Annotated in this window: 25 protein-coding genes; 11 read left to right on the top strand and 14 right to left on the bottom strand. The window is 64.8% G+C overall.

Annotated features, from left to right (window positions below; translation table 11 throughout):
- Positions 1 to 269: 269 nt before the first annotated feature.
- The 4 genes from AC5IJH_RS14365 to AC5IJH_RS14350 form a co-directional block, all read right to left on the bottom strand.
- Positions 270 to 3,779: a TonB-dependent receptor gene (locus AC5IJH_RS14365; RefSeq protein WP_491903512.1), complete on the bottom strand. Its 3,510-nt coding sequence runs from the start codon at positions 3,777 to 3,779 to the stop codon at positions 270 to 272.
- Positions 3,780 to 4,110: 331 nt separating this feature from the next.
- Positions 4,111 to 4,686 carry a GNAT family N-acetyltransferase gene (locus AC5IJH_RS14360; RefSeq protein WP_491903511.1) on the bottom strand — a complete coding sequence of 192 codons (576 nt, stop codon included), beginning with the start codon at positions 4,684 to 4,686 and terminating at the stop codon, positions 4,111 to 4,113.
- A gap of 54 nt (positions 4,687 to 4,740) precedes the next feature.
- Positions 4,741 to 5,346, bottom strand: a complete 606-nt coding sequence (gene infC, locus AC5IJH_RS14355; protein ID WP_491903531.1) for a translation initiation factor IF-3 — start codon at positions 5,344 to 5,346, stop codon at positions 4,741 to 4,743.
- A gap of 139 nt (positions 5,347 to 5,485) precedes the next feature.
- Entirely contained in the window at positions 5,486 to 6,901 is a 1,416-nt protein-coding gene (locus tag AC5IJH_RS14350) for a MiaB/RimO family radical SAM methylthiotransferase (RefSeq protein WP_491903510.1), read from the bottom strand.
- 88 nt (positions 6,902 to 6,989) lie between these two features.
- Here AC5IJH_RS14350 and AC5IJH_RS14345 point away from each other — a divergent pair, with 88 nt between their 5' ends.
- On the top strand, positions 6,990 to 7,460 hold the full coding sequence (locus AC5IJH_RS14345) for a response regulator (protein ID WP_491903509.1): 471 nt from the start codon (positions 6,990 to 6,992) through the stop codon (positions 7,458 to 7,460).
- Positions 7,461 to 7,510: 50 nt separating this feature from the next.
- On the opposite strand, the gene AC5IJH_RS14340 is transcribed toward AC5IJH_RS14345, so the two are convergent.
- On the bottom strand, positions 7,511 to 7,888 hold the full coding sequence (locus tag AC5IJH_RS14340) for a zinc-ribbon domain containing protein (protein WP_491903530.1): 378 nt from the start codon (positions 7,886 to 7,888) through the stop codon (positions 7,511 to 7,513).
- A gap of 232 nt (positions 7,889 to 8,120) precedes the next feature.
- A complete protein-coding gene (rpsU, locus tag AC5IJH_RS14335; RefSeq protein WP_020708083.1) occupies positions 8,121 to 8,318 on the bottom strand; it encodes a 30S ribosomal protein S21 in 198 nt (65 codons plus the stop codon).
- Between the two features lie 298 nt (positions 8,319 to 8,616).
- Between rpsU and AC5IJH_RS14330 the strand changes: the two genes are divergently transcribed.
- From AC5IJH_RS14330 to AC5IJH_RS14295, 8 genes are all read left to right on the top strand, one after another.
- Entirely contained in the window at positions 8,617 to 9,546 is a 930-nt protein-coding gene (locus AC5IJH_RS14330; RefSeq protein WP_491903508.1) for a hypothetical protein, read from the top strand.
- A gap of 86 nt (positions 9,547 to 9,632) precedes the next feature.
- Positions 9,633 to 10,982 carry a hypothetical protein gene (locus AC5IJH_RS14325; RefSeq protein WP_491903507.1) on the top strand — a complete coding sequence of 450 codons (1,350 nt, stop codon included), beginning with the start codon at positions 9,633 to 9,635 and terminating at the stop codon, positions 10,980 to 10,982.
- Positions 10,983 to 11,042: 60 nt separating this feature from the next.
- Complete coding sequence (locus tag AC5IJH_RS14320) at positions 11,043 to 11,570, top strand: gamma carbonic anhydrase family protein (RefSeq protein ID WP_491903506.1); 528 nt, start codon at positions 11,043 to 11,045, stop codon at positions 11,568 to 11,570.
- 62 nt (positions 11,571 to 11,632) lie between these two features.
- Positions 11,633 to 11,896 (top strand): ubiquitin carboxyl-terminal hydrolase 14, encoded by a 264-nt coding sequence (locus AC5IJH_RS14315; protein WP_491903505.1) that lies wholly within the window; start codon positions 11,633 to 11,635, stop codon positions 11,894 to 11,896.
- 86 nt (positions 11,897 to 11,982) lie between these two features.
- The gene (locus AC5IJH_RS14310) at positions 11,983 to 13,098 is read left to right on the top strand and encodes a WD40/YVTN/BNR-like repeat-containing protein (protein WP_491903504.1); all 1,116 of its coding nucleotides are present in this window, start codon (positions 11,983 to 11,985) and stop codon (positions 13,096 to 13,098) included.
- A complete protein-coding gene (locus AC5IJH_RS14305; RefSeq protein ID WP_491903503.1) occupies positions 13,095 to 13,406 on the top strand; it encodes a MoaD/ThiS family protein in 312 nt (103 codons plus the stop codon). The genes AC5IJH_RS14310 and AC5IJH_RS14305 overlap by 4 nt, the downstream gene beginning before the upstream one ends.
- Positions 13,407 to 13,587: 181 nt before the next feature.
- Positions 13,588 to 14,172, top strand: coding sequence for a hypothetical protein (locus AC5IJH_RS14300; protein WP_491903502.1), 585 nt, complete (start codon positions 13,588 to 13,590; stop codon positions 14,170 to 14,172).
- Positions 14,156 to 14,857 (top strand): hypothetical protein, encoded by a 702-nt coding sequence (locus AC5IJH_RS14295; protein ID WP_491903501.1) that lies wholly within the window; start codon positions 14,156 to 14,158, stop codon positions 14,855 to 14,857. Before AC5IJH_RS14300 ends, AC5IJH_RS14295 begins: the two co-directional genes overlap by 17 nt.
- A 57-nt stretch (positions 14,858 to 14,914) precedes the next feature.
- Here AC5IJH_RS14295 and AC5IJH_RS14290 read toward each other — a convergent pair whose 3' ends face one another.
- The 3 genes from AC5IJH_RS14290 to AC5IJH_RS14280 all read right to left on the bottom strand — a co-directional run bounded on the left by AC5IJH_RS14290 (position 14,915) and on the right by AC5IJH_RS14280 (position 17,606).
- Positions 14,915 to 15,652 carry a 3-keto-disaccharide hydrolase gene (locus AC5IJH_RS14290; protein ID WP_491903500.1) on the bottom strand — a complete coding sequence of 246 codons (738 nt, stop codon included), beginning with the start codon at positions 15,650 to 15,652 and terminating at the stop codon, positions 14,915 to 14,917.
- A gap of 117 nt (positions 15,653 to 15,769) precedes the next feature.
- Positions 15,770 to 16,798 (bottom strand): aldo/keto reductase, encoded by a 1,029-nt coding sequence (locus AC5IJH_RS14285; RefSeq protein ID WP_491903499.1) that lies wholly within the window; start codon positions 16,796 to 16,798, stop codon positions 15,770 to 15,772.
- A 37-nt stretch (positions 16,799 to 16,835) separates the two neighbouring features.
- Positions 16,836 to 17,606 carry a hypothetical protein gene (locus AC5IJH_RS14280; RefSeq protein ID WP_491903498.1) on the bottom strand — a complete coding sequence of 257 codons (771 nt, stop codon included), beginning with the start codon at positions 17,604 to 17,606 and terminating at the stop codon, positions 16,836 to 16,838.
- A 46-nt stretch (positions 17,607 to 17,652) separates the two neighbouring features.
- Here AC5IJH_RS14280 and hisS point away from each other — a divergent pair, with 46 nt between their 5' ends.
- Entirely contained in the window at positions 17,653 to 18,969 is a 1,317-nt protein-coding gene (hisS, locus tag AC5IJH_RS14275; protein ID WP_491903497.1) for a histidine--tRNA ligase, read from the top strand.
- Positions 18,970 to 19,062: 93 nt separating this feature from the next.
- Positions 19,063 to 20,901 carry an aspartate--tRNA ligase gene (gene aspS, locus AC5IJH_RS14270; RefSeq protein WP_491903529.1) on the top strand — a complete coding sequence of 613 codons (1,839 nt, stop codon included), beginning with the start codon at positions 19,063 to 19,065 and terminating at the stop codon, positions 20,899 to 20,901.
- Positions 20,902 to 20,929: 28 nt separating this feature from the next.
- Here aspS and AC5IJH_RS14265 read toward each other — a convergent pair whose 3' ends face one another.
- The 5 genes from AC5IJH_RS14265 to AC5IJH_RS14245 all read right to left on the bottom strand — a co-directional run.
- The gene (locus AC5IJH_RS14265) at positions 20,930 to 22,639 is read right to left on the bottom strand and encodes a capsule assembly Wzi family protein (protein ID WP_491903496.1); all 1,710 of its coding nucleotides are present in this window, start codon (positions 22,637 to 22,639) and stop codon (positions 20,930 to 20,932) included.
- Between the two features lie 23 nt (positions 22,640 to 22,662).
- Positions 22,663 to 23,988, bottom strand: a complete 1,326-nt coding sequence (locus AC5IJH_RS14260) for a dihydroorotase (protein ID WP_491903495.1) — start codon at positions 23,986 to 23,988, stop codon at positions 22,663 to 22,665.
- Positions 23,985 to 24,980 carry an aspartate carbamoyltransferase catalytic subunit gene (locus tag AC5IJH_RS14255; protein ID WP_491903528.1) on the bottom strand — a complete coding sequence of 332 codons (996 nt, stop codon included), beginning with the start codon at positions 24,978 to 24,980 and terminating at the stop codon, positions 23,985 to 23,987. The genes AC5IJH_RS14260 and AC5IJH_RS14255 overlap by 4 nt, the downstream gene beginning before the upstream one ends.
- A gap of 7 nt (positions 24,981 to 24,987) precedes the next feature.
- On the bottom strand, positions 24,988 to 25,551 hold the full coding sequence (gene pyrR, locus AC5IJH_RS14250) for a bifunctional pyr operon transcriptional regulator/uracil phosphoribosyltransferase PyrR (protein ID WP_491903494.1): 564 nt from the start codon (positions 25,549 to 25,551) through the stop codon (positions 24,988 to 24,990).
- 69 nt (positions 25,552 to 25,620) lie between these two features.
- Positions 25,621 to 25,979: hypothetical protein (locus AC5IJH_RS14245; protein ID WP_491903493.1), on the bottom strand; the 359-nt coding region annotated here is incomplete at its 5' end.

The following is a 25,979-nucleotide window of genomic DNA, read 5'->3' as shown; positions in this document are numbered from 1 at the left end:
TTCCGGGCAGTTCCTCAAATCGCGTGCCGCACCTCCTCTCTGCCGTAGGACATGCCTGCCGGATGCGTCGCTGAGAAACCTATAGCGCAGCGTGCGCCCTGAGGGTGTCCAGCATTCCGCTCGGGAGCCAAGGTAACCGGGTAGACCGGTCAGAAAGGAGGTGTTCCTTTCTGCGTCGAGAGAGTTAGCTACGCCACCCCGTCACTGCTTTGCGCCAGAAACAAACAGGCGGTCAACCGCCTGTTTGCCGGTGCTGCCGCAGAAGCCCGTTAGAACTGCAGCTTCACGGCGAACTGGTAGAGCCGCGGGTTGTAGTTCGGGTCGTAGTTGGTCACCTTGCCGAAATCAGGATTGCCCAACTGCGCGTTGCCGCTGCCCAGCGGGATGATGTAGCTGGGCGTGTTGCTGATGTTGAAGGACTCGGCGCGGAACTGGACGTTGAGGCTTTCCGTGACCGGGAAGTCCTTGAAGATCGACAGATCGACGTGGCGGAAGTTCGGCCCGTAGAGCGAGTTCCGCTGCACATTGCCGATGGTCCCGGTGGGCTGGGGGGCAAAGGCGGCCGTGTTGAAGAACTGGTGCAGCGAGCGGTTTCCGCGCGGGTCAGCAATCTGGTTGGGACGATCGCGACCGCCGCCGTTGTTCGGCACTGCACGGTTGCCGTAGTTCTCGGTCACCGTGACGCCACCGCTGGTGAAGCTGGTGTTGTCGTTGTTGCCACCGCCATTCAGGATCGAGAACGGCTTGCCGCTCTGCCACACGGCGATGGTGTTGAGGTGATAGCCGGCAAGCGCGAGCTTCCGCAGACCAGTCCATGTCTTGCCATACTGGAATGCATAGTTGGCCGACAACGCGAAGCGGTTGCGGATGTCGTTTTCGCCCGCGCCGTACTCGGTCTGACGCAGGTGGAACGGATCGGCATCGCTGTAGCCCTGGTTGTCGCCCTCTTCCGAATACCCGGTCGCGTCATTCAGTTCCTTCGACCAGGTGTAGTTCGCGTCGAACGAGAGGCCCTGGCTGAAGCGCCGCTGGAGTGAGGTCTGCAGCCCGTTGTAGTTGGAGATGCCCTCGCTCTGTACCAGGCCGACACCGGTCAGGTTGCTCGGTATGTTCGGGGCGCCGCCGACGCCTGGCGTGCCGGGAAATTGCGCGTCAAGGCGGCGCGGACCGCTGTTGGAGCGCAGCCCCGGGTTCGGGAAGTTCTTGTAGTAGACCGGGCTGGCCGGGTTCAGGCTGTACGGCGCCGGCTGGTTGATGTCGTTGATGACCTGTGGGAGATGGTGGCCGATTAGCCCCACGTAGCCGATTGTGACGACATTGGGACCGATCTGCTTTTCAACCTGCAGGTTGTACTGATCGATCGCTGCGGATTTGAAGTTCGACGCCTCGGTGTTGAACGAGAGCGGGCTGATCGCGTGCAGGTTGGAGATATCCGGAGCCGCGGGCCGCGGCAGGCCCTGGCTGAAGGACGCGTAGTCGGGAGCGCACTGACCGTTGCCGGTATTGCCACCAGTGAAGTCTGTCTCGATCTGAACGGCTGCCGCCGACTGGCAGTTCGGCTGGAAGTTCGACAGGAAGGGAATGTTCTTCAGGTCGGTGTTGGAGGTGTAGTTGCCGGGGAAGTAGCTGATCCCGAAGCCGCCGCGGAGAATGAACGTCGGCGTGATGGAGTAGGCGAAGCCGAGCCGAGGCGCGAAGTTCGAGTAATCCGTCTTGATGCCGGCGTTGCTATTGACCCCGTTTCGGTTGGGAATCTTCAGCGCCGCGCCGATGCTTTGCGGGGTCAGCGTGAGCGCCTGGAGAAAGTCGAAGTTCGAGATGCGGTTGTGCGCTTCCGTGAACGGCGTGAAGACGTCATAGCGCACGCCGTAAAGCACTGTCAGCTTTGGCGTGACCTTCCAGGAGTCCTGCGCGAAGAAGTTGGGCTCCCAGGTGCGATAGTCGGGAGGCGTCAGGTCGACCTGGCGCTGCTCGCCGGTGAAGGCGCCGACCAGGGTTGAGGCGATGCCGTTGTCGCGCTGCTGGGTCTGCGAGAGCTGCGTCGCGCCGCCGTCCGGAGAGGAGGCGTCGACGTTGGTGCCGAAGCCATACTGGCCGGCAACGTAAGGACTTTGCACGTTGCGCGCCTGGCGGCGGATGAGCGTGGCACCGAACTTCAGGTTGTGTGCTCCGCGGGTCCAGCTCACGGTCCCGGTGTACTGGAACGTGCTGTCGATGTCCTGCAGCGGCACGAAGGAACCGTCGCCGATGTCGCTGAGACCGGGGAAGCCGACGGGCGTCAGGTTGCTGGAGTTGCTGTTCAGGTTGGCGGCAAAGCTGCCGGGAGCGTTCCCCTGCACGATGGCGTCTGCGCTCTTGAACTTCGAGTTCAGCGGCAGCGACAGATTGTTGATGCGGGTGTAAGCGGCACGCAGATCCACCAGCAGGGCCGGCGTGAAGATGTGCGTGTAGCCGAAGCCGTACTGCTGGGCCGTGTCAGTCGCGGGTCCGTCGAAGTCGAACTGACCACCGCTGAGCTCGAGCTTGGTCACCGGGTCCACACCGAGACCGGGAGGGGTGAAGGTGTTCACCTTGTTGTAGTCGTAGCGGCCGAAGAAGTTGTTCTTCTCGTTGAACCGGTGATCGATGCGGACGTCGAAGCTGTTCGAGTTCTGCGTCCGGTTCGGACTGGTGATGTAGTTGTTCGAAAGTGCGCCCGGGCCGCCTGCATTGGGCGCCGGGAACAGGCTCAGGTAGTTGAACGCGATCGGGTCGATGGGAAGACCCTGCGTCCCGTTGCCGGCATTGATCAGCAGGTCGGGCGATCCGCCATTGATGCTGTGGACGTCGTTGTACTCGGCCTGGGTGAGCGTCGTCTTGTTGTAGGTCAGGCCGATCACCTGGCGCAGCCCTTCGTAGTCGCCGAAGAAGAAGGTCCGGTCCTTGAAGATCGGACCGCCGATGCTGCCGCCGAACTGGTTCTGGCGGAGTTCCGGCTTCTTGCCCGACGTCTGCAGCACGTTGCGCGCGTCGAAGATGTCGTTGCGGAAGTACTCGTACGCGGAGCCGTGAAACTGATTCGTGCCCGCGCGGGTCACGATGCTGACCACGCCGCCGGCGGTACGGCCTGCCTCTGCGGTGTAGTTGTTGGTCTGGACGGTGATTTCCTGGATGGCCTCGACCACTGGGCGGACACCGATGGTGCCGATGATGCGCTCGTTATCGTCGATGCCGTCGATGGTGTAGTTGTTCAGCGTGTCGTCCTGGCCGTTGACCGAGAAGCTGGCAGACTGGCGACGGTCGTCCGGGCGCGCGCCGCTGGTCAGGCCGTTGCCGGGGCCCTCGTTCGCACCGGGCACGATCTGCACCAGTTGCACGAAGTTGCGGCCGTTGAGCGGCAGGTCCTGCACGGCCTGCGCGGTCACGGTCGAGCTGACGGTCGCGCTCTCCGCCTGCAGCAGAGGCGTGGTCGCTTCGACCTCGACCGTCGTCGCTTCCGAGCCTGCCCTCATGTGAACGTCGTTGCGGGCCCGGTCTCCGGCTTCGACCGAGAGGTCCTTCGTAATGGCGGCCTGGAAACCGGGAGCCTTGACGGACACCGAGTAGTGGCCGACCGGCAGCAGGCTGAATACGTAATCGCCCGCACCATTGGTGGTGGCGGTGCGCTTTTCGTTGGTGCCCAGATTTGTCGCCACTACGGTGGCGTTCGGGATGACGGCGCCACTGGGATCGGTGACTGTGCCGAGAATATCCGACGTCGTGAGCTGTGCGACGGCATGCGGTGCCATCGTCGCGATCATGGCCAGGCTCAGCAGAGAGGCAGAGGCTAGGGAGCGTAGGCGTCGGTGCGTGGACCTCGACGCGGATGCGGGAATTGGACTCAGGGACTGCTCAGGCACTGGCTCTCCTCCGAATGGATGATGCTCAAGTCATTCGTTTGTCTAGATGTATGTAAAGCTGCGAGCAGCGGCATTTGGCAACAGCGGGGAGGGGGCTGTCAAGCCATGTATGTTGATGAAATCGCTAACATGGCGGGAGTGCTTGAAATCAGGCCACTTCCAGTCGCACAAATTTCAGTGCGAGACACAATTCCGCACACTTCACGGCGACGTTTTGCGAGGAGTGCGTCGGTTAGCGGGAGAGCTGCTTGTGCATGCGCACGACGGGAAGCTGCTCGCCACCCGGAAGCGGGACGAGCAGGTCGCTCACGCGCTGGTATCTGTGGCGTTCGTACAGTGGAACGCCGGCGAGCGTCGCGCCCATCTCGCAGCGACGGAAGCCCGCCTGCCACGCAGCTTGTTCGCAGGCCGCGAGCATGCGGGAGCCGAGGCCGCGGCGTGACCAGTCCGGGTGCACGAAGAAGGCACGGATGCGTGCAGCATCGTGCGCCGGGTCCAGCGCGGCTGCATCACGCGACGAATGGTGATCATCGCCGCCGTAGAGGGTGCCGCGGAAGCTCCAGCCGCCGCACGCGGCCAACGGCGCTGCTGGCCCAGTGGCAACTGGCAGCGCGAAGACGAAGTAGGTTCCGTCCGCGATGAGTTGTGTGTCCGGCGTGAAGACCGAGGCGAGCGCCTGCTCTCGCTGGGCCTCGCTGTACTCCGGCTGCAGAACGCGCACGGAGACAGCGATCAGCTCGCGAATCGCGGGCAGATCGTCTGCCGTCGCTATACGAAGCGTGGGCGCGTCGAGCGTGCGTTCAGGCATTCTGGAGCACAGCCGCGGGGTCGGAGCCGACCCGGCGGCATCCGTGCGGGCAGATCAGGACTGTGCGGTCGCCTGCGGTACCGGCGCAGCGCCTTGCGGAGCCGGCGGCTTGGGCGCTGGCGCAGGGGCTGGCTTGGCAGCAGCGGCGCGCACCGCTTCGGACTTCTTGCCCGGCGCCAGGATGGCGTGCAGCGTCGTGCCTTCCATGCGCGGCATGAACTCCACAATGCCGGCTTCGCCCATGTCCTGAATCAGGCGATTGATGATCGCGTAGCCGAGCTCGCGGTGCGCCATCTGGCGTCCCTTGAAGCGCAGCGAGGCCTTCACCTTGTCGCCTTCGTTCAGAAAACGGACGGCCTGGTTCTTCTTGGTCTGGTAATCGTGCTCATCCACGGTGACGGAAAACTTCACTTCCTTCACTACGATGACCTTCTGCTTCTTGCGGGCTGCGCGGTCGCTCTTGTCCTTCTCGTAGAGGAACTTGCCGTAGTCCTGAATGCGGCAGACCGGGGGCACGGCATTGGGCGAGACTTCAACCAGGTCCAGTCCACGTTCGCGCGCGATCTTGAGAGCTTCAAACGGCTGCAGGATGCCGAGCTGCTCACCCTGCTCGTCGATCACGCGGACTTCGCGGGCACGGATGCGTTCGTTGGTGCGGATAAAGGACTTGGCGGAGCGTTTATCGAGTGCTATGGGAATCCTCCGATTGATTGCGAGGGCGCACCCTCGCGGGTCGAGTATAACATTCGCCCATCAACTGGGATGGTGATCGGCAGCCGCGCGCTGCCATCGTTCGGCTCTATCGTGCGCGAAACAGCGTTGCCGTTTCATCGCCCATTGGAACGACCCAGAGCATGCGATTTGGCGGCAGCTCGCCGGCAAGCTCAACGGTCAGGAAGTGATCGCTGATGGCCGGCGTGACGTCGCGCTCCCGCTGGGCCGGGGAGGGCTTCAACGTGATCACCGGGAGGGGCGCCCCGGTGGCCTCGCGGCGAAACGCCTCATGTTTGACATCGATCAGGCTGCGCAGCCGCGCCATGCGATCTTTAACCGCCACACCGGGAACCGGCTGCTCACGATGGAGCAACCACGCAGCCGTGCCCGGGCGGGCGGAGAAGGGGAAGAGGTGCAGGTAGGTGAGTGGCTGGTCTTCCAGGAAGCGAAGCGTCTCCTCGAACAGCGCGTCCGTCTCGCCGGGGAAGCCGACCATCACGTCGGCACCGAGCGCTGCGTCCGGCAGTGCGGCACGAAGGGCGGCCAGCTTCTCTGCATAGTGCCAGGGCCGGTAGCGGCGGTGCATCGCGCGCAGGATCGTGTCCGAGCCGGACTGGAGCGGCAGGTGGGCGTGGCGCGCCAGCCGCGGTCCGTCTGGGCTGGCACCGGGCTGTGCGTATTCGCGATAAAGCTGGAGCAGCTCCGGGCTCCAGTCCATCGGCTCGATCGAGCTGAGGCGTAGGCGCGGTAACGCAGTCCGCTCGAGCAGCGCGCGTACCAAGTCTTCGAGGTGCGCCGCGGGGGTGAGGTCGCCGCCCCAGCGGCCCAGGTTGATGCCGGAGAGGACCAGCTCACTGCCGCCGGCGGTCGTGAAGGCCTGCACCTGGGCGAGCACGCGCTCGAGCGGTACCGAGCGACTGCTGCCGCGGGTCGTCGGGATGATGCAGAACGAGCAACGATTGCCGCAGCCATCCTGCACTTTGAGATTGGGGCGCGTGTCAGACGAGCCGGTCAGGCCGGCAAAGGCGAACTCCGCCGTGGACGCGAGGTCGGCGTGCGCGAAGCGATCGTCCACAAAGACCGGCGCGCCGCCCGGGCTCTTCAGTGCAGTGACGGTCACAAATGCAGGATCTGTGGCAAGAGCAGGATCTGTGGAGGTGGCTGTGTGTCGCTGCCGCGCCAGCTCGGGAATGCGGGCGCGGTGGCTGTTGCCAACCACGGCGGTGACGCCGGCCAGCGCGGCAAGCTCATCCGGTGCGCGTTGCGCGTAGCACCCGGTCACGATGACCTGCGCGTCCGGGTTCTGCCGTTGCACCCGGCGCAGGTAGGAGCGGGCGTGGCGCTCGGCCTCGGCGGTGACGGAGCAGGTATTCACTACGACCACGGCTGCATCGCTGGCCGGTTGCGCGGCACCCAGGGTTCCTCCCAGGGCCGCCGAGAGCGCATCGCCGTCGGCGTGGTTCGCCCGGCAGCCGAAGTTTTCAACGTGATATCCTGCCACGTTTCCTATCTAAGCATGGTCAGGCCATGCCCCTGCGGGCTCGCCCTCCCTCTGACCCCTGCTGGTATTGTCTTTTGAGGAAGATCCAATGAAACGACGCATTCTTCTGGTTGACGACGAGCTCGCGATTCTGCTGACGTTGAAAGCGGTGCTCGAACTGCATGGCTTCGACGTGGAGACGGCCGCGTCGGCCCGCGAGGCCAAGTCCAAGATCCGCGCGCACACCTACCACATGATCATCACAGACATGCGCATGGAGAACGAGCGCGCCGGGATGGAAGTGGTGCGCGCAGCGCGGCAGGCGGCGTACGATCCAGCGATCGCGATGCTGACGGCATTTCCCGTGCCCGGGGAAGAGTGGGAAGGCGACGAGGGCGCGGACCAGATGCTGGTCAAGCCGATGAACACCAACGACCTGCTGGTGCAGCTTGAAGCACTGCTGGTGACGCACGAGGACAAGAAGCAGCGCGCGAAGCACGCCGCTCAGTCCGATCATGGTGTTCAGGGCGGCGCGGAGCCACGGGCCCGCAAGGCCAATGAGGTTCAGCTCAAGGGTTGAACGGCGCACAGCCTACTTGAGGCGCCTTTCGGCGCCCCGTTCCGATTTGTCTACTTCAATTCACCTGCACCCGTCGACACTGCGTGTTCGGGCGTATTGTCCAGCGCGCTCACGGCCATCTCCACCGGAACTACGGCGGCTGGAGTGGAGGCGCCTGGACGCCGGCTGTTTTCAAAACAGGATCGGCATAGTACCGGCCGCCCCTGGGTGGGACGGAAGGGGACGGTCGTCTCCTGATTGCAGACGGAGCAGTTGGTGCGGGTCTCCGCGCGGACGCTGGAGCCGCCACCGCGCTTCAGCTTGCATCCTTTGCAACGCTTTGGATCGTTGTGAAACTGCTTATCGTGAAAGAACAACTGCTCGCCGGCGGTGAAGACAAAATCCTTCCCGCAGTCTACGCACCTGAGCACTTTATCGTGGAATTCCATGACCCGGTCCGTCGCCCAGCCTGTGCAACTGGCCGTCGACATCCCGCCCTCCTCGGAAGATCAACCAAACAATCTGGCCCAGCCGCGAAGCGGCTTGCTGCAAACTGCAAAGCCTTGGGGGAGGAAAAGTGAACTCCAGGGAAGGTTGGAGTGTCGAACCTGGTGCCGACCGTTGGACGCACAGGGGCCCGCATCACGGATGCGTTCTGCGGGCCCGGGTCCTGCGGATTGGTTAGTCCTGCTCTTTGCGTGCCTTTTTCCGATTCCGCTTGCGTGCCAGTGCTTCCTTGACACGCTTACGCTCGCCTGGCTTCAGGTAGAAGGAGTGACGTTTGACTTCCTTGATGATGTCCTCCTGCTGTACCTTGCGCTTAAAACGACGGAGCGCATTCTCAAGCGGCTCGCCTTCCTGCACACGAACCTCTGCCAATGAACTGCCACCTCCAAACTGCCCGATGGGGTCAAGAGATAGGATACGGCACCTGCAACCAGAGCAGTCAAGAACTTCCTGAGCCGCCGTACCGCACCCTTTCGTACGCGATATCAGTAAGTTGGGGTCACGAAAGTGTGTTTCAGTCCATCCGGCCCTCCCGGGCGCAGCTACCCACCAAAGGGGAATGCTCCCGCTTCGGAATTTACGTCTAAGCTTCGTCTGGCCAGACAGGCTGCCTTTCGCAGCCGTTCGCATTCCTAAGCGGAGAACGAACCAGGGCCCGGAGCCTCAAAATATGCGGCTATTCCCCGACGCAGCGACCTCGACTCACCACCTGGCCCGTCTGTCGGCTCGTTTCAGGACTGGTGGGGCACTCCGGTGGCGCAGGTTCGCGGCGGCTTCAGGCGCTGCCGCCCTGCTTCTGGCGTTGACCGTGCCGGGGTCGGCTGCCTGGGTAGATCGGGCGGTCGCGGCGCCCACGATCACGACACCGGTCGCCATGGTGACCGCGATGGTCTCTGTCGAAAAGCATGCGCGGCACCAGACGGCACTCTTTCGCTATGTTTCTGAGGAGCGCTCGGCGCGTACGGGCGGCCACCTGTGGCGCGAGAACGTAGTCGAGACGCCGGACGGCCTGCTGCGCAGGCTGGTTGCCGAGGATGGCAAGCCTCTCTCCGCCGCCCGGGCAGCCGAGGAGGATCACCGTATCGCCGAGCTGGTCGCCCATCCCAGTCTGTTTCGGCTGACCGGCGGGGACCGCCGCGCCGACGAGGAGCGCATGGGCCGGCTGCTGGACATCCTGCCTCGGGCCTTTTTCTGGACAGAGGCGGGCTCTGAGGGCGATTGCGTCCGAATTGCATTCCAACCCAACCCGCAGTTCACGCCTTCCGGGTACGATGAACGTATCGTGCATGCGCTGGCGGGCACGGTCCTCATCGCTCGTTCGGGGGACCGCCTGTGCCGGATCGACGGTCACCTGGTCAGCCGGATCAACTTCGGTTACGGACTGCTGGGGCACCTGGAGCCGGATGGCCACTTCAGCGTCACGCGCGTGCCCGTCACGCCGCAGGATTGGAAGAGTTCCCGCATCCTGGTGCACTTTGACGGCAAAATTCTGCTGCTGAAGAGCATCTCGCGCGATGAAGATGCGCGCCACATGGACGCACAGCCGCTCGCACCGAATCTGACTCTGGCCGAGGCCGCCGAGTTGACCCGGGCTCACTAAAGCCCTTCTTCGCAGGATCCATGCATCGTTGTGTCGTCCCAGCCACTCCCCGCCGTGTGCCTGCGCGTACTTGCGTGTCTCTCGCCTTGCTAGCAACTGCAACGCTGCCCGCCATCGCCCAGGGCAACGCCAGCCGCACCCTTCCGGTCAGCCTGCCGCTACGCGTCACTACGACGGAGACGATCCCGTTGCGTGCGGGGCAGAGCTTTCACGGCAAGCTGCTCGAGCCGGTCTACGGGCCGGACCGCCTGCTGCTGCCGGACGGAACGACGGTCGAGGGCGTGATTGCCTCCACGCCGGCTGCGGATCGCGCCACGCGCATGAATGCACGGCTGGATGGCGATTTCACGCCGCTCCGGAATCCGGTGCTTCGGGTGACGCAGTTGCGACTGCCCTCGGGTGTCGTGCTGCCGGTGAGTGCGGAGGGCGCGCTGCGCGATGCGGCGATCATCAGCCTGGCCCGGCCGCAGGCCAGCCAGTCGCTGTGGCAGCGTGCGCGTTCGCTGATGCAAGGGCGGGTCAAGCAGGCGCGGGAGAGCGTGGAGAGTGCGCGCCAGGAGCCGCATAAGAGCGACAAGCTCAAGCAGATGCTCTATCGCCAGCTGCCCTATCATCCGCAGCGCGTGTGGGCCGGCTCGGCTTTCGATGCGGTGCTCGACGCCCCGCTGACCGTGCCTGCTGATGCGGCGGTGGCGCCGATAGCGCGAGCGAGCTCAGTCGACCTCACGCATGGCACGATGCAGGCGCGGTTGGTCGCGGGTGTCAGCTCCGCCAGCTCGAAGCGCAAGGATGCAGTCAACGCCGTGCTGACGCGTCCGCTGTGCGACGCACAGGGCCACCTGATGCTGCCGGCGGGCACGCAACTGACCGGGCAGGTGCTCGAAGCGCAGCCCGCGCGGCGGCTCGCACGCAACGGCAAGCTGCGCTTCGCCTTCCGCAGCGTTGCTGTGCCGCCCAGTCCGGACCAAGTTGCGGCGGCCGCGGCCCCACAGCCCGTCTCGCCGCAACAGGCACCTGCCACGGATACCCATCCGCATCACCCACCGCGGCTAAGCGAACGGCCGGCCACGGTCGAGCAGCGCATCCAGGGAAATCTCACCTCGGTGCAGGCGAACCCGGGCGAGAACATTGCGCTCGATGCGGAGGGCGGTGCTCAGGCGCAGCCGGACAAGGGCCGCTTCCTGGCGCCGCTGGTGCTGGGCGTGATGGCCGCTGCTTCGCAAGACGAGGATGGCGGCATTGGGCGTCAGGCGGTGACCAGCAACGGCTTCGGAGTGATGGCGCGGATCGTGACCGCAGCGGCAGCGAGCCGGAATGCGTCGACCGGCTTCGCTGTCTTCGCGCTCTCTAAGTCGATCTATCGCCGGTACATCGGCCGAGGCCACGAGGTCAGCTTTCCCACCAATACTGAAATGACGATCGCGCTCGGCCGCTAAGCGCGTTCGGCCCGACGCTACACTGGGGCTGCCAACCTGCTTCGCAAGGAGATCTGCCGCATGATCCGCACCTATCTCGGCCACCGGCCGGTCGTCCCTAAGTCCTGCTATGTGGACCTGTCGGCGCAGGTGCTGGGTGATGTCGAGCTGGGCGAGAACTCGAGCGTGTGGATGAATGCAGTGCTGCGCGGGGATGTGCACTCGATCCGGGTCGGCGCCAACTCCAATGTGCAGGACTGCGCCGTGCTGCACGGCATGCGGCACACGTGGCCGGTGATCGTGGGCGAGTGGGTCACGATCGGCCATAATGCGACGGTGCACGGCTGCGTGGTCGAGGACACCTGCCTGATCGGCATGGGTGCGGTGATCCTGAATGGTGCGCGCATCGGTGAGGGCTCGATCATCGCTGCGGGAGCCCTGGTGACGGAGGGCACGGTGGTTCCGCCACGCACACTGTGGGCGGGGCTGCCGGCGAAGCAGCGGCGCGGTTTGGATGACAAGGACCGCGAGTCCATCCTGATGTACGCGCGCAACTACCTCGACTACACGCGCACCTATCTCGAAGAGCGCAAGCAATGGAACTACTGACCGCAGTGGCGAGTCTTTCCGGGCGCTCGCACATCTCAGCCAGAGAGATAGCGGAGGAACCCATGCAGCGCTGCACACACCTGAACGAGATTCGCGACGTGACGCCGCACACCAATGGGTGCGAAGAGTGCCTGAAGAGCGGCGATACGTGGGTTCACCTGCGCATGTGCCTGGAGTGCGGGCATGTGGGCTGCTGCGACTCATCGAAGAATCGCCATGCGACCAAGCACTTCCACGGGACCAAGCACTCGATCATGCGCTCGGTCGAGCCGGGCGAGGCTTGGGGCTGGTGCTACGTGGACGAGCTGACGCTCGAGTTTTCCTGAACCCTGCAACAACAGTTCTTCATTGCCCCGCGAACTTAGGGTTGATACCGTTTCGGTCGAGAAATCGATGAGACGGGGAGACCGGGATGAGCCAGGTACGAGTGCTGGTGGGAACGCGCAAGGGTGCGTTCGTGCTGACGGCGGATGGCAAGCGGAAGGACTGGAAGGTCGATGGTCCGCACTTTGCGGGGTGGGAGATGTACCACCTCAAGGGATCGCCCGCTGATCCGAACCGGATCTATGCGTCGCAGTCGAGCGGCTGGTTCGGGCAGCAGATTCAGCGTTCGGACGACGGCGGCACGAGCTGGGAGCCGGTGAACAACAAGTTTGCCTACGACGGCGTGGCCGGCACGCACCAGTGGTACGACGGCACGGCGCATCCGTGGGAGTTCAAGCGGGTGTGGCACATCGAGCCCTCGCTCAGCGATCCGGACACGGTCTACGCAGGGGTCGAGGATGCGGCGCTGTTTCGCTCGAGCGATGGCGGCAAGAGCTGGAACGAGCTCTCCGGCCTGCGCGAGCACGACACCGGCAAGCACTGGCAGCCGGGCGCAGGCGGCATGTGCCTGCACACGATCGTGCTCGACCCCTCGGACCCGCAGCGCATGTATATTGCGATCTCGGCGGCGGGCGCCTTTCGCACGAAGGACGGCGGGGCGACGTGGACGCCGATCAATCGCGGGCTCGTGTCTAACTTCATGCCCAATCCAACAGCTGAGGTGGGCCACTGTGTGCACCGCATTGCGATGCACCGCACGCGTCCCGACGTGCTCTACATGCAGAAGCATTGGGACGTGATGCGCTCGAACGATGCTGGCGATACGTGGCACGAGGTGAGCGGCAATCTGCCGACCGACTTCGGCTTCGTTATCGATGTGCACGCACATGAGCCGGAGACGATCTACGTGGTGCCGATCAAGAGCGACTCCGAACATTTCCCGCTCGATGGGCAACTGCGTGTCTACCGCAGCCGCACTGGCGGCAATGACTGGGAGCCGCTGACCCAGGGTTTGCCGCAGAGCCACTGCTACGTCAATGTGTTGCGCGACGCGATGGCAGTCGATTCGATGGAGGAGTGCGGCGTCTACTTCGGCACGACGGGCGGGCAGGTGTACGGATCAAGCAATGCCGGCGATACGTGGGCGCCGCTCGTGCGCGACCTGCCGCCGGTGCTGTCGGTTGAGGTGCAGACCATCCCGTGAGCGAGGCGTGCCATGTGCGTGTCGAGTTGCCGGCCCACCTGCGCACCCTGGCGCGGGTGAACGGAGAGGTGACGGTCGAGGTGGCGGGCGTGCCGACGATTGCGTCGGTGCTCGATGCGCTCGAGGCGAGCTACCCGGCGCTGCGCGGCACGATCCGCGAGTACGGGACGCTGCGCCGGCGGCCGTTTCTGCGCTTTTTTGCGTGCGCGGAGGATATTTCGCACGAGCCGACGGATGTGCCCCTGCCGCTGGCGGTGCAGAGCGCGAAGGAGCCGCTGCTGATTGTTGGTGCCGTTGCCGGTGGTTAACGCCAACTGGCGCGACAGCGGTCGGTTCACGTTCTCTTACGCCGTCGCCGGCTCGAGTCGAGCACGTGCGGATGATCGCTTCGCGTGCACCATCCTCGCGGCTGTTGCTGCTCCTGCGCAGGTTGTGAACATCAGGGTTTCCTTTCCCCGCATCTGACATTGCGGAGAGGGAGGGAGAACGATGGACGCCAGACTGCTTGTGCCGGCACTTATCATCGTCGCCATTCTCATCGCCGTTGCAGTCGTGATTGTTGTGCGACGGCGCAGGAGTGACCAACTCAAACAGCGGTTTGGCAGCGAGTACGATCGGGCGGTCCAGGAGACCGGCGATCCGCGACGAGCAGAGGCCGTGCTGGAACAGCGCGAGAAGCGGGTGGAGAAGTTCTCGATTCGTCAGCTCTCGCCAACGGATCGGGAAGCGTACGGGATCGAGTGGGCGCGCGTGCAGCGGCGCTTTGTCGATGACCCAGCGGCTGCGGTGAACGAGGCAGACCGGCTGGTCACGCGCCTGATGACGGACCGCGGCTACCCGATGACGGACTTCGAGCAGCGTGCAGCGGACCTCTCGGTCAGCTATCCAGCGGTGGTGCAGAACTACCGCGGGGCCCACGAGATTCAGCGCAAGAACAACCAGAATACGGCCACGACGGAAGAGCTGCGGCGCGCGATGGTGCACTACCGCTCACTGTTCGAGGAACTGCTCGAGACGGGAACCGTGACCGCGATCGACAGCCGAAAGGGAGTGGCCCATGGCCGAGCTTCGTAGGGATGACACGATCGATGCAGCCGATGGGGACCGCAGGCCGGTTGAGGACGCAAGCGGCGGGCTGGTCGACGGCGGGAGCGGACGTCCACGCAACGTGAGGATCGATGAGCGTCAACAGCCGCTCACCGGCTCGCAGGAGCTGGGCGGCACCGCGCCAGTTGTGACGAATCGTCGCGTGGTCGAATCGAAGGTGCTGTACGAAGGACCCGCCGATGGTGCTCCATACGGCGCAGAAACGACAACCGCAACCGACGCTCGCCGAATGGCCGAGCACGTGCCGCACGCCGCAACGCCAACGCCCATCGACACACGTCGCAGTGATGGTGGCACAAACGGCACCGACTCTGCCCGAACTACCGAGGCACGGCTGAACCGCGGCAGTGAACGGGATCGCGAGCCAGATCAGCCCCAAGCCGCGGATCTGTTTCCTGCGGCCGAGCTCACGAACTTCCGCTCGCGCTGGGACCAGGTGCAGGTCTCCTTCGTTGATGACCCGGAGCAGGCCGTCAAGCAGGCGGACGAGCTCGTATCGAGTGTGGTGAAGCGCATTTCCGATCAGTTTGCCGAACAGCGCTCGCGCCTGGAAGGGCAGTGGCACAAGCAGGACAACGCAGCCACCACGGAGGAGCTACGCCGGAGCCTGCGGCAGTACCGCGTCTTCTTCGATCGACTGCTCTCCCTGTAACCGCATCAGCCAGAATGCCGGAGGCAAGGCGCCTCCGGCGTTTCTGCGTTCGAGCCTTTACTTGAGCGGGGAGAGAGTTATGTTGCGGAAGTAGACCTCGGCGCCTTCGGACTGGAAGAGGATCTTGCCTTCCGTGGGGAAGGGTTGGGTGCCCTCGTTCACCAGTTTGCCGTTCACGTATTGGCGCACGGTGTTGCCCTGCGTCACTAGCTCGAGCACGTTCCACGCCCCGTGTGGCCGTTCCACTTCGGCCACCGGGTCACGATAGCCCACCACGTTTTTCCATGGGCCCTTGCCGAAGCGATCGATGTTGAGGGCGTTCCCGGGAGGGCCGGTGACGCGCTCGCCATCGTGACTGGTGAGGGCGGCGCCATCGGTCATCCAGAAGTCGCCAGTGCCGCCCTCGACGATCTGAAACTCGATCGAACGTGGCCATACCTTCTGCTCACCTTGCACGTTGTAGAGGATGCCGCTGTCGCGAGCCATGCCGGTACGCTCGAGGTACGTGCCCTCGCCCCACTTGAACTCCGCGCGCAGGTAGAAGTCATGAAACGACTGACGCGTGATGAAGTAGCCGAAGTCCTTCCCGGAGACATGAACGATACCGTTCTCCACGGTGAAGACGTGGTAGGGGTCTGAGTTGAGGCCGCGTGTCTTGAGGAAGGTGTCGAAGTTGCTGAGGTCGTGGCCGTTGAAGAGCACCACCGCGGGGCAGTGCGGCGGAATCGCGGGCTGGTCGGCAGCGTGCGCCCGCACCGAAGATGCACACGCGAGCGCGATGGACAGCGATGCCATCACGCAGAAACGACAGAACAGAGGCAAACGGACGGGAGTGGAGGACGTCGCGACCATGCAGAGCATTCTACGAGGCGACTCTTCTGCGCCGCCTCGTTCTGGGCAGTTTCAAACGCACTAGACGGGCTTCGGGTTGCGGTCCGGGAAGGTGCCGCGCTGGTGCCAGTAGGGGTAGGTCGGGGTGCGGTCGCTAGCTTTGTCGAGCGTGGCTACCTGCTCCTTGCTCAGGGTGAAGTCGGCGGCGGCGAGGTTCTGCCTCAACTGCTCCTCGTTGCGCGCGCCGAGGACCACGCTCGACACTGTCGGTCGCTGCAGCAGCCAGTTGATCGCGACCTGCGGAATGCTGCGGCCGGTCTCCTTCGCAACGGCATCGAGCGCGTCGACCACGGTGTAGAGATACTCGTCCTCAACGGGCGGCCCTTGCTCCGAGGTCTTGTGCAGGCGGCTCACCTCGGGCAATGGCTGTCCGCGGCGGATCTTGCCGGTGAGGCGGCCCCATCCGAGTGGGCTCCACACCAGCGTGCCGACGCCCTGATCCAGCAGGAGCGGCATCAGCTCCCACTCGTAGTCGCGCCCCACCAACGAGTAGTAGCCCTGGTACGCGACGTAGCGCGACCAGCCGTAGCGATCGGAGACGGCGAGCGACTTCATCAGGTGCCAGCCGGAGAAGTTCGAGCACGCGATGTAGCGCACCTTGCCCGAGCGCACGAGTGTGTTGAGGGTGTCGAGCGTCTCTTCGACCGGCGTGAGCGCGTCGAAGCCGTGCAGGTGGTAGATGTCAATGTGATCCGTGCGCAGCCGCCGCAGGCTGTCCTCGACGGCTTGCAGCAGGTGATAGCGCGAGGAGCCGCGCTGGTTGGGGCCGTTGCCCATGGGGAATGTCGCCTTGGTCGAGATCAGCAGGTCGTGGCGCTTGCCTTCGATCGCCTTGCCGAGGATCTCCTCCGACATGCCCTGCGAGTAGACATCGGCTGTGTCGAAGAAGCTCACCCCGGCATCGAGGCAGAGGCCGATGAGGCGCTTGGCTTCCTCAACATCGGTGGCGCCCCAGGCACGAAAGAACTCACCGCCGCCGCCAAAGGTGGCAGCGCCGAAGCACAGGACGGGAACTTTGAGGCCGGAGCGGCCGAGCGAGCGGTATTCCATATAGGCGGAGATGTCCGCGGCTGCGCTGGGGATGCAGTCAGGGTGCAGTCTGCTTGTGGAATGCCGTGTCCATGCGGGGCGGCGCGGGGATGGGGATCTGCTGCGCGTCCACCTCGACCAGGCGACCTGCCTCGGCGCGGAACTGGCCGGCGAAGGCGCTGCTCTCAAGCACGTAGAGCGTGGCCGTCGGATCGGCGGTGCCCGGCTCGGTGCGCCACACGCCGCTCAGGATGACGGTCAGGTCGCCACCCGGCGCTCCAATATAGCGGCGATGCAGCACGAACAGGTTCTGCGCTGTGCCACGGTAAAGATCGAGCGTCTCTCGCGTGGCCACGCAATCGGCGCACGGTTGCTCGCGCGTGTAGGCGGCCAGGTGCGTCATGGACGCGAGGGCGTCCGGCGCTGCGGCCTGCGCGGACAAGGGCTGCGGGGCGATGTTCACCGCGATGCTGACAGTGCGCTCCGGGCTGTCGCTGCGATGCAGGGGCGTTCCGTAGTGCAGTTGGAGTGTGGCCTCGCCCGGCGCTGTCGCGCGCCAGGCGAAGCTGCTGCTGCCCTCGTTGCTGAGGCGGCCGCCAAAGACGCGCTGCGCACTGCCAAGCGGCTCGAGCAGCGGGGGCTTGCGGCCGGCAAGCGCCCACTCTTCGCCGGCAGCGGGATGGCTTGGCAGATCCAGCCGCAGGATGTCTCCGGGGCAGAGCGCGACCTGCACGCGTGCGCCGTCCTGGTCGGTGATACGGATTGTGATCGCGTCCGCTGGCGCACACAGCGCGCAGAGAAGCGTGAGCAGCAGGGTGAGGCGGGCCATCGCTCTCCATTGTAGGAGTCCCGCTACACTGGAAGCTGCACTGCTTATGAGCCAGACAGCTGTTCAGCAAACGATCAAAGCGGTTCGCGGCACGCGCGACCTGCTGCCGCCCTCCACCGAGTTGTGGAATCACATCGAGGCGACGGCGCGTCGCGTCTTTGGGCGCTACAACTTCGGCGAGATTCGCACGCCGCTCTTCGAGGATACGCAGCTCTTCGCTCGCGGTGTGGGCGAGGAAACGGACATCGTCTCTAAGGAGATGTACACGTGGGAGGACCGGGCGCGTGCGCAGTCGGAGAAGGCGCAGTCGCTGACGCTGCGGCCGGAGAACACGGCCGGCGTGGTGCGCGCCTACATCGAGCACAAGCTGGGCGAGCAAGGATTGTTGCAAAAGCTGTATTACATTGGCCCGCAGTTCCGGCGGGAGCGGCCGCAGAAGGGGCGCTACCGGCAGTTTTTCCAGATCGGCGCCGAGGTGATCGGGCCGCCGAGCGCGGGCTCCGAGTCGCCGTTGCGCGATGCAGAGGTGCTGGAGATGCTCGCGACGCTGCTCGATGAGTTAGGCATTACAGGCTGGAAGCTGCTGCTGAATTCCGTCGGTACCCCCCAAGACCGGCCGCGCTACATCGCAGCACTGCGCCAGGCATTGCAGCCCGTCGTCGGGCAGATGTGCACGGACTGCCAGCGCCGCGCCGAGACCAATCCACTGCGCGTGCTTGACTGCAAGCACCCGGAGGATCAACCGATCATCGCGACGCTGCCGCGCATCTGGGACTCGCTCGACGATGCGTCGCGTGCGCACTTCGGCGAGGTGCTTGCGGCGCTCGATGCATGCGGCGTGCCGTATGAGCAGGACCACCGGCTGGTGCGCGGGCTGGACTACTACACGCGCACGACGTTCGAGTTTCAGCACGGTGGGCTCGGAGCGCAGAATGCGTTGCTGGGTGGCGGGCGGTACGACGGATTGTCAGAGGCGATTGGCGGACCGCGTGCGCCGGGAATCGGATTCGCAATGGGCGAGGACCGTCTGGTGCTGACGCTCGAAGCGCAGGCGGCGCAGCAGACTGCGAAGGCCGACGCGTACGTCGCGCCGATGGGCGAAGCGATGAATGCGCCGGCGCTGAAGCTGGCGCGCGAGCTGCGCGCGGCGGGGCTGCGCATTGAGCTCGGGGACGGCAGCTTCCGGCTGAAGAAGTCGTTTGAGACAGCGGACAAGCTGGCGCGCGCGATCGTCATCTTCGGAGAGGACGAAGCAGCCTCCGGTATTCTGACCGTGAAGAGCTTCGCGACGGGCGAGCAGACGAAGGTGCCGCGCGCGGACGTGCCTAAACATCTGGGCGGGCAGCAGTCCGCGGCGAATTGACCTAGTAACGACGAGATAAAAGCGCACCACGATTCAGACGAAACACAAGGAACGCGATTGCTCGACTTTCTTGGAACACTTGAGCGCACCCACATGTGTGGGGAGCTGCGCGCGACGGATGCTGGGCAGCCGGTTGTGCTGATGGGCTGGGTCAACCGGCGCCGCGATCATGGCAATCTGATCTTCCTCGACGTGCGCGACCGCACTGGCACCGCGCAGGTGGTGCTCGACAAGGACCTGGCGCCTGCGGGGCACGCCAAGGCAGAGCACGTGCGGCCGGAGTACGTCGTCGCGGCGAAGGGCACGCTGCGCCGCCGCGACGCGAGCGCGATCAATCCGAAGATGCCGACCGGCGAAGTGGAGCTGGTCGCGACCGAGTTGCTGGTGCTGAACGATTCGCGCGTGCCGCCGTTCTCGCCCGCTGAAGAGGCGATCGCCAACGAAGAGCTGCGGCTGCAATACCGCTACGTCGATCTGCGGCGGCCGTCGATGCAGGAAAACTTTCTGCTGCGACACCGGATCGCGCTCGCGGTGCGCAACTACCTTTCGTTACAGGGTTTTCTCGAGATCGAGACGCCGTTCATGACGCGCTCGACGCCGGAGGGCGCGCGTGACTACCTCGTGCCCAGCCGCGTGCACCCGGCGCACTTTTACGCGCTGCCGCAGTCGCCGCAACTATTCAAGCAAATCCTGATGATCTCCGGCTTCGATCGCTACTTCCAGATCGTGCGCTGCTTCCGCGATGAGGATCTGCGTGCCGATCGCCAGCCAGAGTTCACGCAGATCGATCTGGAGATGACGTTCCCGCATCAGGAGACGATCTTCGCCGTCGTTGAGGGCTTCCTAAAAGCTGCGTTTGCCGCTGCCGGTGTCGCACTGCCCACGCCGTTTCCGCGCATCACGTACGACGAGGCAATGCGGCAGTTCGGCATCGACAAACCCGATTTGCGTCTGCCTGGATTGACCGATGTGCGATCCGCATTTGCCGATGCGGACTTGCAGACACTCGGCATCGATCCTGCGCTGCCGGTGGTGACGGTGCGCATTCCGAAGGTGGGCGAGCTCTCGCGCAAGGAGCGCGACGACAACCGGCCGCTGTTCGACACGCGCAAGGGCGCCAAGCTGATAGACGATCTGAAGCGGCTCGAGAAGAGCTTCCCCGACTCGGTTGCGAAGGCGCGCACGATGGCGCAGGCCGACGGGGATGATCTGCTCGTGATCGTGGCTGGTGACGCCACGGCGCATCTTTCGCTGAGTGATACGAAGACGCCTGGCCGGCTCTCAGAGCGCGAGATTGCGGTGCTTTCGGCCGCGGGTGCGCTGCGTGTCGAGTTGGCGCGAAAGTATGCGGACCGGCATCGCGGCTTCGCGGTGACAGAGGAGACGCTCGCCTCGCCCGATCGGAAGACGGAGTCGCTGGCGGATGGATCGAAGGCGTTTCGGCCGCTCTGGGTCACGGATTTTCCGATGTTCGAGCACGACGAGACGACCGGGAAGTGGATGCCGTCGCACCACCCATTCACCTCGCCGCATGAAGAGGACATGGACCGGCTGAAGAGCGATCCCGCGTCAGTGCGCTCGCGGTACTACGACATCGCTATGAATGGGCTGGAGCTCGGCTCCGGATCCATTCGTATCCACCGGCAGGACGTGCAGCGGCAGATCTTCGAAGCACTCGGCATGACGGAAGAAGAGGCGAAGGAACGCTTCGGCTTCTTCCTTGAGGCGCTCACGTACGGCACGCCGCCGCACGGTGGCATTGCGCTCGGACTCGACCGTATCGTCATGATCCTGGCGGGTGCACCCAGCCTGCGGGAGGTCATCGCCTTTCCAAAGACAGCGAAGGCCATCGACCTGATGGTGGATGCGCCGACGCCTGTTTCCGATACGCAGCTGAAGGAGTTGCATATCCGGCCAGTGCTGAAGGGCTAGCGACGGGCGTATTGCTCAACGTGGAGCGCTAGGGGCCGGTGCGCCAGTGCGGGTACCAGGTCACCTGCACGGATGTGGTGAAGTCGCTCTTCTGGCCCTTGGCGAGCACGGGCACGGTCCAGCGCTCGTACTGTGCCAGCGCGTTCACCTCGATGTCTCTTTTGATGCGCAGGACGGCGTTGGCCGCGACGAGGTTCTGTGTTGTGCCGCCGGGCACGTAGTCCTTCGCAGCCTTCGCATTTCGGTAGCTGAGCTGAATGCGCTCCTGCGGTGAGAGCCAGTAGGTGAGCCAGCCCTGGTAGCCCTTGCCCTCGCGGCCCACCCAACTGCCCAGCATGTGTCCCTTGTTGGTGTAGACATCGCGGTATTCGAATTCGTAGTAGATATACCCGCCGCCCTGACTTCGCGCGGTGGGCGGATCGGTGTTGGTGGATTCGAGCCGCAGATCGAGATGACGCACGCCAGGGAAGTGCGAGATATAGATGCCGGGATTGATCGCAGCGTGACGCGGCGCGTCGATAGGCGATACGTCGTCATGGACGATCGAGTCGCTGTAGAGCGTGACCCAGTTCCGCAGGAATGGCAGCCGGTAGTTGAAGTCGAAGCTGGCGTGGCGCGCGCCAGGGTCGCGGCGTGAAAGCTTCTCTGCTACCGAGACGTTCTGGAAGCTGGTGAAGCTGTGCCAAAAGGAGCCGAGCGTGAGCGGCACATGGCCTTCACCGGCGAAGACGACGACGCGCGAGAAACCGAGCTCCAGGTTGGGTGTGGGCTTGAAGTTGATCTTCTGCGCGTGCACCCAGGGCGCGTTCGGGTAGCGATGCCCTTTAAGGCTGCCAAAGATCGCGTCGTAGCGGAACGGCCCGGTGATGCGGGAGAGTCCCGGGATGACAAGGGGCTCCACGCGATTGATGCGCAGCGCATAGACCGGCTCTGCGTTGGTGCTCCACGCCATCGCGCCGCCCTCGCCGGGGCCCCACCAGGTCTCACTCTTGCCGACCGAGATCTCGTGATTCAGTACGTGATACGACAGGTTGGCGTCGATCAGCCGGAACTCATCGGTCGTCGGTACCGGTGTGGCCGGGAGCAGCGGGATTGCGTCCATGGCGGCGATGGTCTGGCGTACATCGAGCGGATAGGCAGAGCGGCTGGGTGCGTGTTGGAATTCGCCGCGGACCTTCAGCGAGAGCCGCACGTCTTCGGCGCGCGCTTCAAACCCGGTGAGCGCGTTGAAGCCGCCCTGATAGGCGCGGCCGTAATCGTTGATGATCGTCGAGCCGAAGTGGGTCGAGTCGTTAAGCGGGCTGCCGCTGATGCCCATGGCGCGCGCGTAGAGGCGATCGACCTCGGTGCGCGTGTTCCAACGGCCGGGCTCGTAACCGTCGCGACCATTCTCGAGCTCATGCGCGAGTGCGAAGAAAAGATCGCGCGCCTCGGCATTGCCGGGATTGTCCGCGGGCGCTTCGAAGATGCGCTCCTGCGAGGCTTCGAGCATGTGCAGCGCGCTGAGCCGCGTCCAGGGCCGCAGCCCGAGGAATGCAGTGTCGATGTAGCCGAGCGCGTAAAGCCGGTTGAGCGCGGGTACCATCCAGCTGTCCATGGAAATGTAGACGGAGCCGGAGATGCCGTCATCGTTGGGTGTGAGGAGCAGGGGAGCGGTCGGAGACTGGGCTGCAGCGGCGAGCGGCAGCAGCGCAAGAGCCGCCGCGAGCGAAACCAGAAGACGCAGGGAACACCTCACCGGAAGAACGACTGCCTTTGATCTTACCGGGAGAGCGATGTTGGTTGGTCTTCAAAGACTACTTGGCCGGCGACCATGGTGAGTCGTACACGGCCGGGCAGGGACCAGCCGTCGAACGGCGTGTTGCGCGAGAGCGAGCGCGATTCGCGAGCGCGAAAGGTCCACTCAGTGTCTGCGGAGAGCAGCAGGATATCCGCAGACGCGCCGATGGTGAGAGTGCCCGCGGGCAGACCGAGGAGCGCCGCAGGCTGCGAAGACAGCAGCGCGAACACACGCGACAGCGGCATGCCGTGGCGCTGATGCAGCACGGACAGGCTGAGCCCAAGCGACGTTTCAAGCCCAGTGATGCCGTTCGGCGCGCGCTCGAACTCCTGTTCTTTCTCGTGCGCGGCGTGCGGTGCGTGGTCGGTGGCGATGCATTCAATGGTGCCGTCGAGCAGGCCTTCGATCATCGCATCGCGATCATCGATCGAGCGTAGTGGCGGATTCATCTTGGCGTGCGTATCGAACTCGCCGACCGCCTCTTCCGTCAGCACGAAGTGGTGCGGTGTTACTTCGCAGGTGACGCGCAGACCGCTGTGGCGCGCTGCGCGCACATGATCGAGCGCTTTGCGCGTGGACAGATGTGCAACGTGCAGGTGAGCGCGGTCGTCATCGAGCTCCTTGAGCAGCGCGATGTCGCGGGCGACGATACCCGCCTCGGCTTCGACGGGCATGCCGCGCAGCCCCATGCGGAAGGCGAGCGCGCCGGCGTTCATCGAGCATCCGCCGGTGAGGCGCGTGTCCTCCGCATGTTGGATGACCGTGAGGTCGACCGCGGCGGCCGCGCGCAGCACAGCGCGCATCGTCTCATCGCCCAAGATCGGCTTGCCATCGTCGCTGACGCCGACCGCACCCGCATCGCGCAGCTCGGCGTAGTTGGCAAGCGACTCGCCCATGCTGCCCAGCGTGGCCGCGGCGATAGGGTACACGTGTGCCACGGCGCCACGCGAGGGTGCCTGTATCCAGCGCGTGATCTCGACCGAGTCGTTGACGGGGATCGTGTTCGGCATCGCGGCGACGCTGGTGAAGCCACCTGCCGCTGCTGCGGCAGTGCCGCTCGCGATCGTTTCCTTGTAGCTCTGGCCCGGCTCGCGCAGGTGGACATGGATGTCGACCAACCCGGGGGTGACGATCAGCCCGCGCGCGTCGATCACCTGAATGTCTGACGGCGGCTTCGGAGCAGACTGCGCCGGTGTGACCGCGGCGATGCGTCCCTGCTCGATCAGCACGTCGTGCGGGCCATCGATCCGGTTCGCGGGATCGATCACGTGGCCGCCCTGAATCAGGACCCTGTTGCTGTTGCTCATGCGTAGGCCTCGGGCAGTGCGTCGAGTGCGCGCGCGATGAGTGCGGTGCGGACTGCGAGGCCGTGCCGCACCTGCTCCTCGATGGCGGACTGTGGGCCGTCGGCCACGTCGCTTGTGATCTCCAGGCCGCGAATCATGGGGCCGGGATGCATCACGAGGGCGCGCGGCGCGAAGGCGGAGAGCCGTGCGGCATTCAATTGGTAATCGAGAATGTAGCTTGCGAGGTCCAGCTCCAGGCCAGCGAGCCGCTCCTTCTGGATGCGCAGCATCATGACCACTTGAGCAGAGCGAAGGCCGCGTTCGAAGTCGCGCTCTATGGCGATCCCCGGTCCCGTGGTCGCGGCATAGTCGGGCAGCAGAGCGTCCGGACCGCAGAAGACGACGCGTGCACCCAGCCGGGGCAGCAGCCGTGCGTTCGAGCGCGCGACGCGGCTGTGCAGGATGTCGCCGGTGATGAGGACGGTGATGCCGGACAATGTGCTCGCGTTGATCGCGGGATTTGTCTGCGCGGGCAATAGTCGCTGCAAGATGGTGCGCAGATCGAGCAGTGCCTGCGACGGGTGCGCGTGCATGCCGTCGCCCGCGTTCAGGATGGGGAGGCCGGTGACGCGTTCAAGCAGGTACGGCGCGCCGGAGTTGGGATGGCGCAGGATGATGCACTCGGCGCCGAGCGCGCGCAGCGTCAGGCCGGTGTCCTTCAGGCTCTCGCCTTTTTCTATGCTCGAGGAGAGCGCGCTGACGAGCGTTGTGTCCGCCCCCAGGCCCTTCGCTGCGAGCTCGAAGCTGGTGCGTGTGCGCGTGCTGGACTCGTAGAAGAGCAGCGCGATCCGGCGCTTGGCGAGGCGGCGTGCGCGTGCGAGTGGTGCTTCCTGCTCGAACAAGGCCGCAGCCTGTATGAGGGTGGAGATGTCGTCGAGCGAAAGGTCGCTGGTCGAAAGCAGGGAACGGGGCCGCGGCGTGGTCTCTCCCGGCCAAGCGGGCCGGAGCGCCATGTCCAGACTAGTCAACCCGCTCCACCAGCAGCACCTGCTCGTCTTGATCGATCTCCTGCAGCTTGACCTCGACGATTTCGCGACGACTGGTCTGCAATCGGCGGCCGACGTAGGTGGCCTCGATGGGCAGCTCGCGATGTCCGCGGTCGATCAGCGTGAGCAGTTGCACGCGACGCGGACGGCCCTGGTCGAAGAGCGCGTCGAGTGCAGCGCGCACTGTGCGGCCGGTGTAGAGCACGTCATCGACCAGCACGATGTCGCGGCCATTCACATCGAAGCCGACGCTGCCGGCCTGCACCAGCGGTCGCGCGCCGTGGGTCGAGAGATCGTCGCGGTAGAACTGGATGTCGAGCACGCCGGTATCGACCGGGTGCTTCTCGATGCTGCTGATCAGCTTGCCGAGCCGCTCGGCGAGCGGCACACCGCGCCGCCGAATACCGACGAGGCCGAGTTGGGCCGCGCCCGCGTTCTTCTCGACGATTTCGTGCGCCAGGCGGACCAGTGTGCGCTCGATTTCGGAGGCGGACATCAGGCGGCCTTTTTCGCGCAGCCGGGGTGTCGTGGTGCTCATACGGGCAGGGTCCTCTGGGCGTGTCCCGTCGATGATACGGGCGGGGCGTTCTGGTGGGCAACCGCCCGTCTAGGGCTGGCGGAAGGGCTGGGGCGCGCGCCGGGAGAGCCTTGCTCCAAGCAGGCCACCGAGTCCGGCGATCAGAACAATGACCGAGGCAAACGCTGCCGTGTCAATGAGGCTGACGGTGGCGCGCCCGTCTGGCGAGAGGAAAAAGGTGAGCAGCGTGCGGGCCTGCTGCATGCTCACGGAGTTGCTCTGCGCCATGCGCTGCGTCGCCTCTGCCGACTGCTGGACGCGCCAGACATATTGCTGATCGAGCGTGGCGCCCTGGTGGAGCGAGTAGCGCTGGAAGATCTGCCAGCCGGCCAGTCCGAACGCCCAGATATAGGAGGCGAGCAAGCCGGTGAGCGAGCCAATCCGGAAGC

It is taken from the genome of Candidatus Dedyshia acidiphila, assembly GCF_051025295.1.
Taxonomy (GTDB): Bacteria; Acidobacteriota; Terriglobia; order Terriglobales; family Acidobacteriaceae; genus KBS-83.
Note: the sequence above shows the minus strand (reverse complement) of the source record. Positions and strands in the feature narration are given on the sequence as shown.

Coding starts and splice junctions, on each gene's coding strand:
- AC5IJH_RS14365 (WP_491903512.1), bottom strand. CDS start 3,779: ATGATCGCGACGATGGCACCGCATGCCGTCGCACAGCTCACGACGTCG.
- AC5IJH_RS14360 (WP_491903511.1), bottom strand. CDS start 4,686: ATGCCTGAACGCACGCTCGACGCGCCCACGCTTCGTATAGCGACGGCA.
- AC5IJH_RS14345 (WP_491903509.1), top strand. CDS start 6,990: ATGAAACGACGCATTCTTCTGGTTGACGACGAGCTCGCGATTCTGCTG.
- AC5IJH_RS14340 (WP_491903530.1), bottom strand. CDS start 7,888: ATGGAATTCCACGATAAAGTGCTCAGGTGCGTAGACTGCGGGAAGGAT.
- AC5IJH_RS14330 (WP_491903508.1), top strand. CDS start 8,617: ATGCGGCTATTCCCCGACGCAGCGACCTCGACTCACCACCTGGCCCGT.
- AC5IJH_RS14320 (WP_491903506.1), top strand. CDS start 11,043: ATGATCCGCACCTATCTCGGCCACCGGCCGGTCGTCCCTAAGTCCTGC.
- AC5IJH_RS14315 (WP_491903505.1), top strand. CDS start 11,633: ATGCAGCGCTGCACACACCTGAACGAGATTCGCGACGTGACGCCGCAC.
- AC5IJH_RS14310 (WP_491903504.1), top strand. CDS start 11,983: ATGAGCCAGGTACGAGTGCTGGTGGGAACGCGCAAGGGTGCGTTCGTG.
- AC5IJH_RS14300 (WP_491903502.1), top strand. CDS start 13,588: ATGGACGCCAGACTGCTTGTGCCGGCACTTATCATCGTCGCCATTCTC.
- AC5IJH_RS14295 (WP_491903501.1), top strand. CDS start 14,156: ATGGCCGAGCTTCGTAGGGATGACACGATCGATGCAGCCGATGGGGAC.
- AC5IJH_RS14290 (WP_491903500.1), bottom strand. CDS start 15,652: ATGGCATCGCTGTCCATCGCGCTCGCGTGTGCATCTTCGGTGCGGGCG.
- AC5IJH_RS14285 (WP_491903499.1), bottom strand. CDS start 16,798: ATGGAATACCGCTCGCTCGGCCGCTCCGGCCTCAAAGTTCCCGTCCTG.
- AC5IJH_RS14280 (WP_491903498.1), bottom strand. CDS start 17,606: ATGGCCCGCCTCACCCTGCTGCTCACGCTTCTCTGCGCGCTGTGTGCG.
- hisS (WP_491903497.1), top strand. CDS start 17,653: ATGAGCCAGACAGCTGTTCAGCAAACGATCAAAGCGGTTCGCGGCACG.
- aspS (WP_491903529.1), top strand. CDS start 19,063: ATGTGTGGGGAGCTGCGCGCGACGGATGCTGGGCAGCCGGTTGTGCTG.
- AC5IJH_RS14260 (WP_491903495.1), bottom strand. CDS start 23,988: ATGAGCAACAGCAACAGGGTCCTGATTCAGGGCGGCCACGTGATCGAT.
- AC5IJH_RS14255 (WP_491903528.1), bottom strand. CDS start 24,980: ATGGCGCTCCGGCCCGCTTGGCCGGGAGAGACCACGCCGCGGCCCCGT.
- pyrR (WP_491903494.1), bottom strand. CDS start 25,551: ATGAGCACCACGACACCCCGGCTGCGCGAAAAAGGCCGCCTGATGTCC.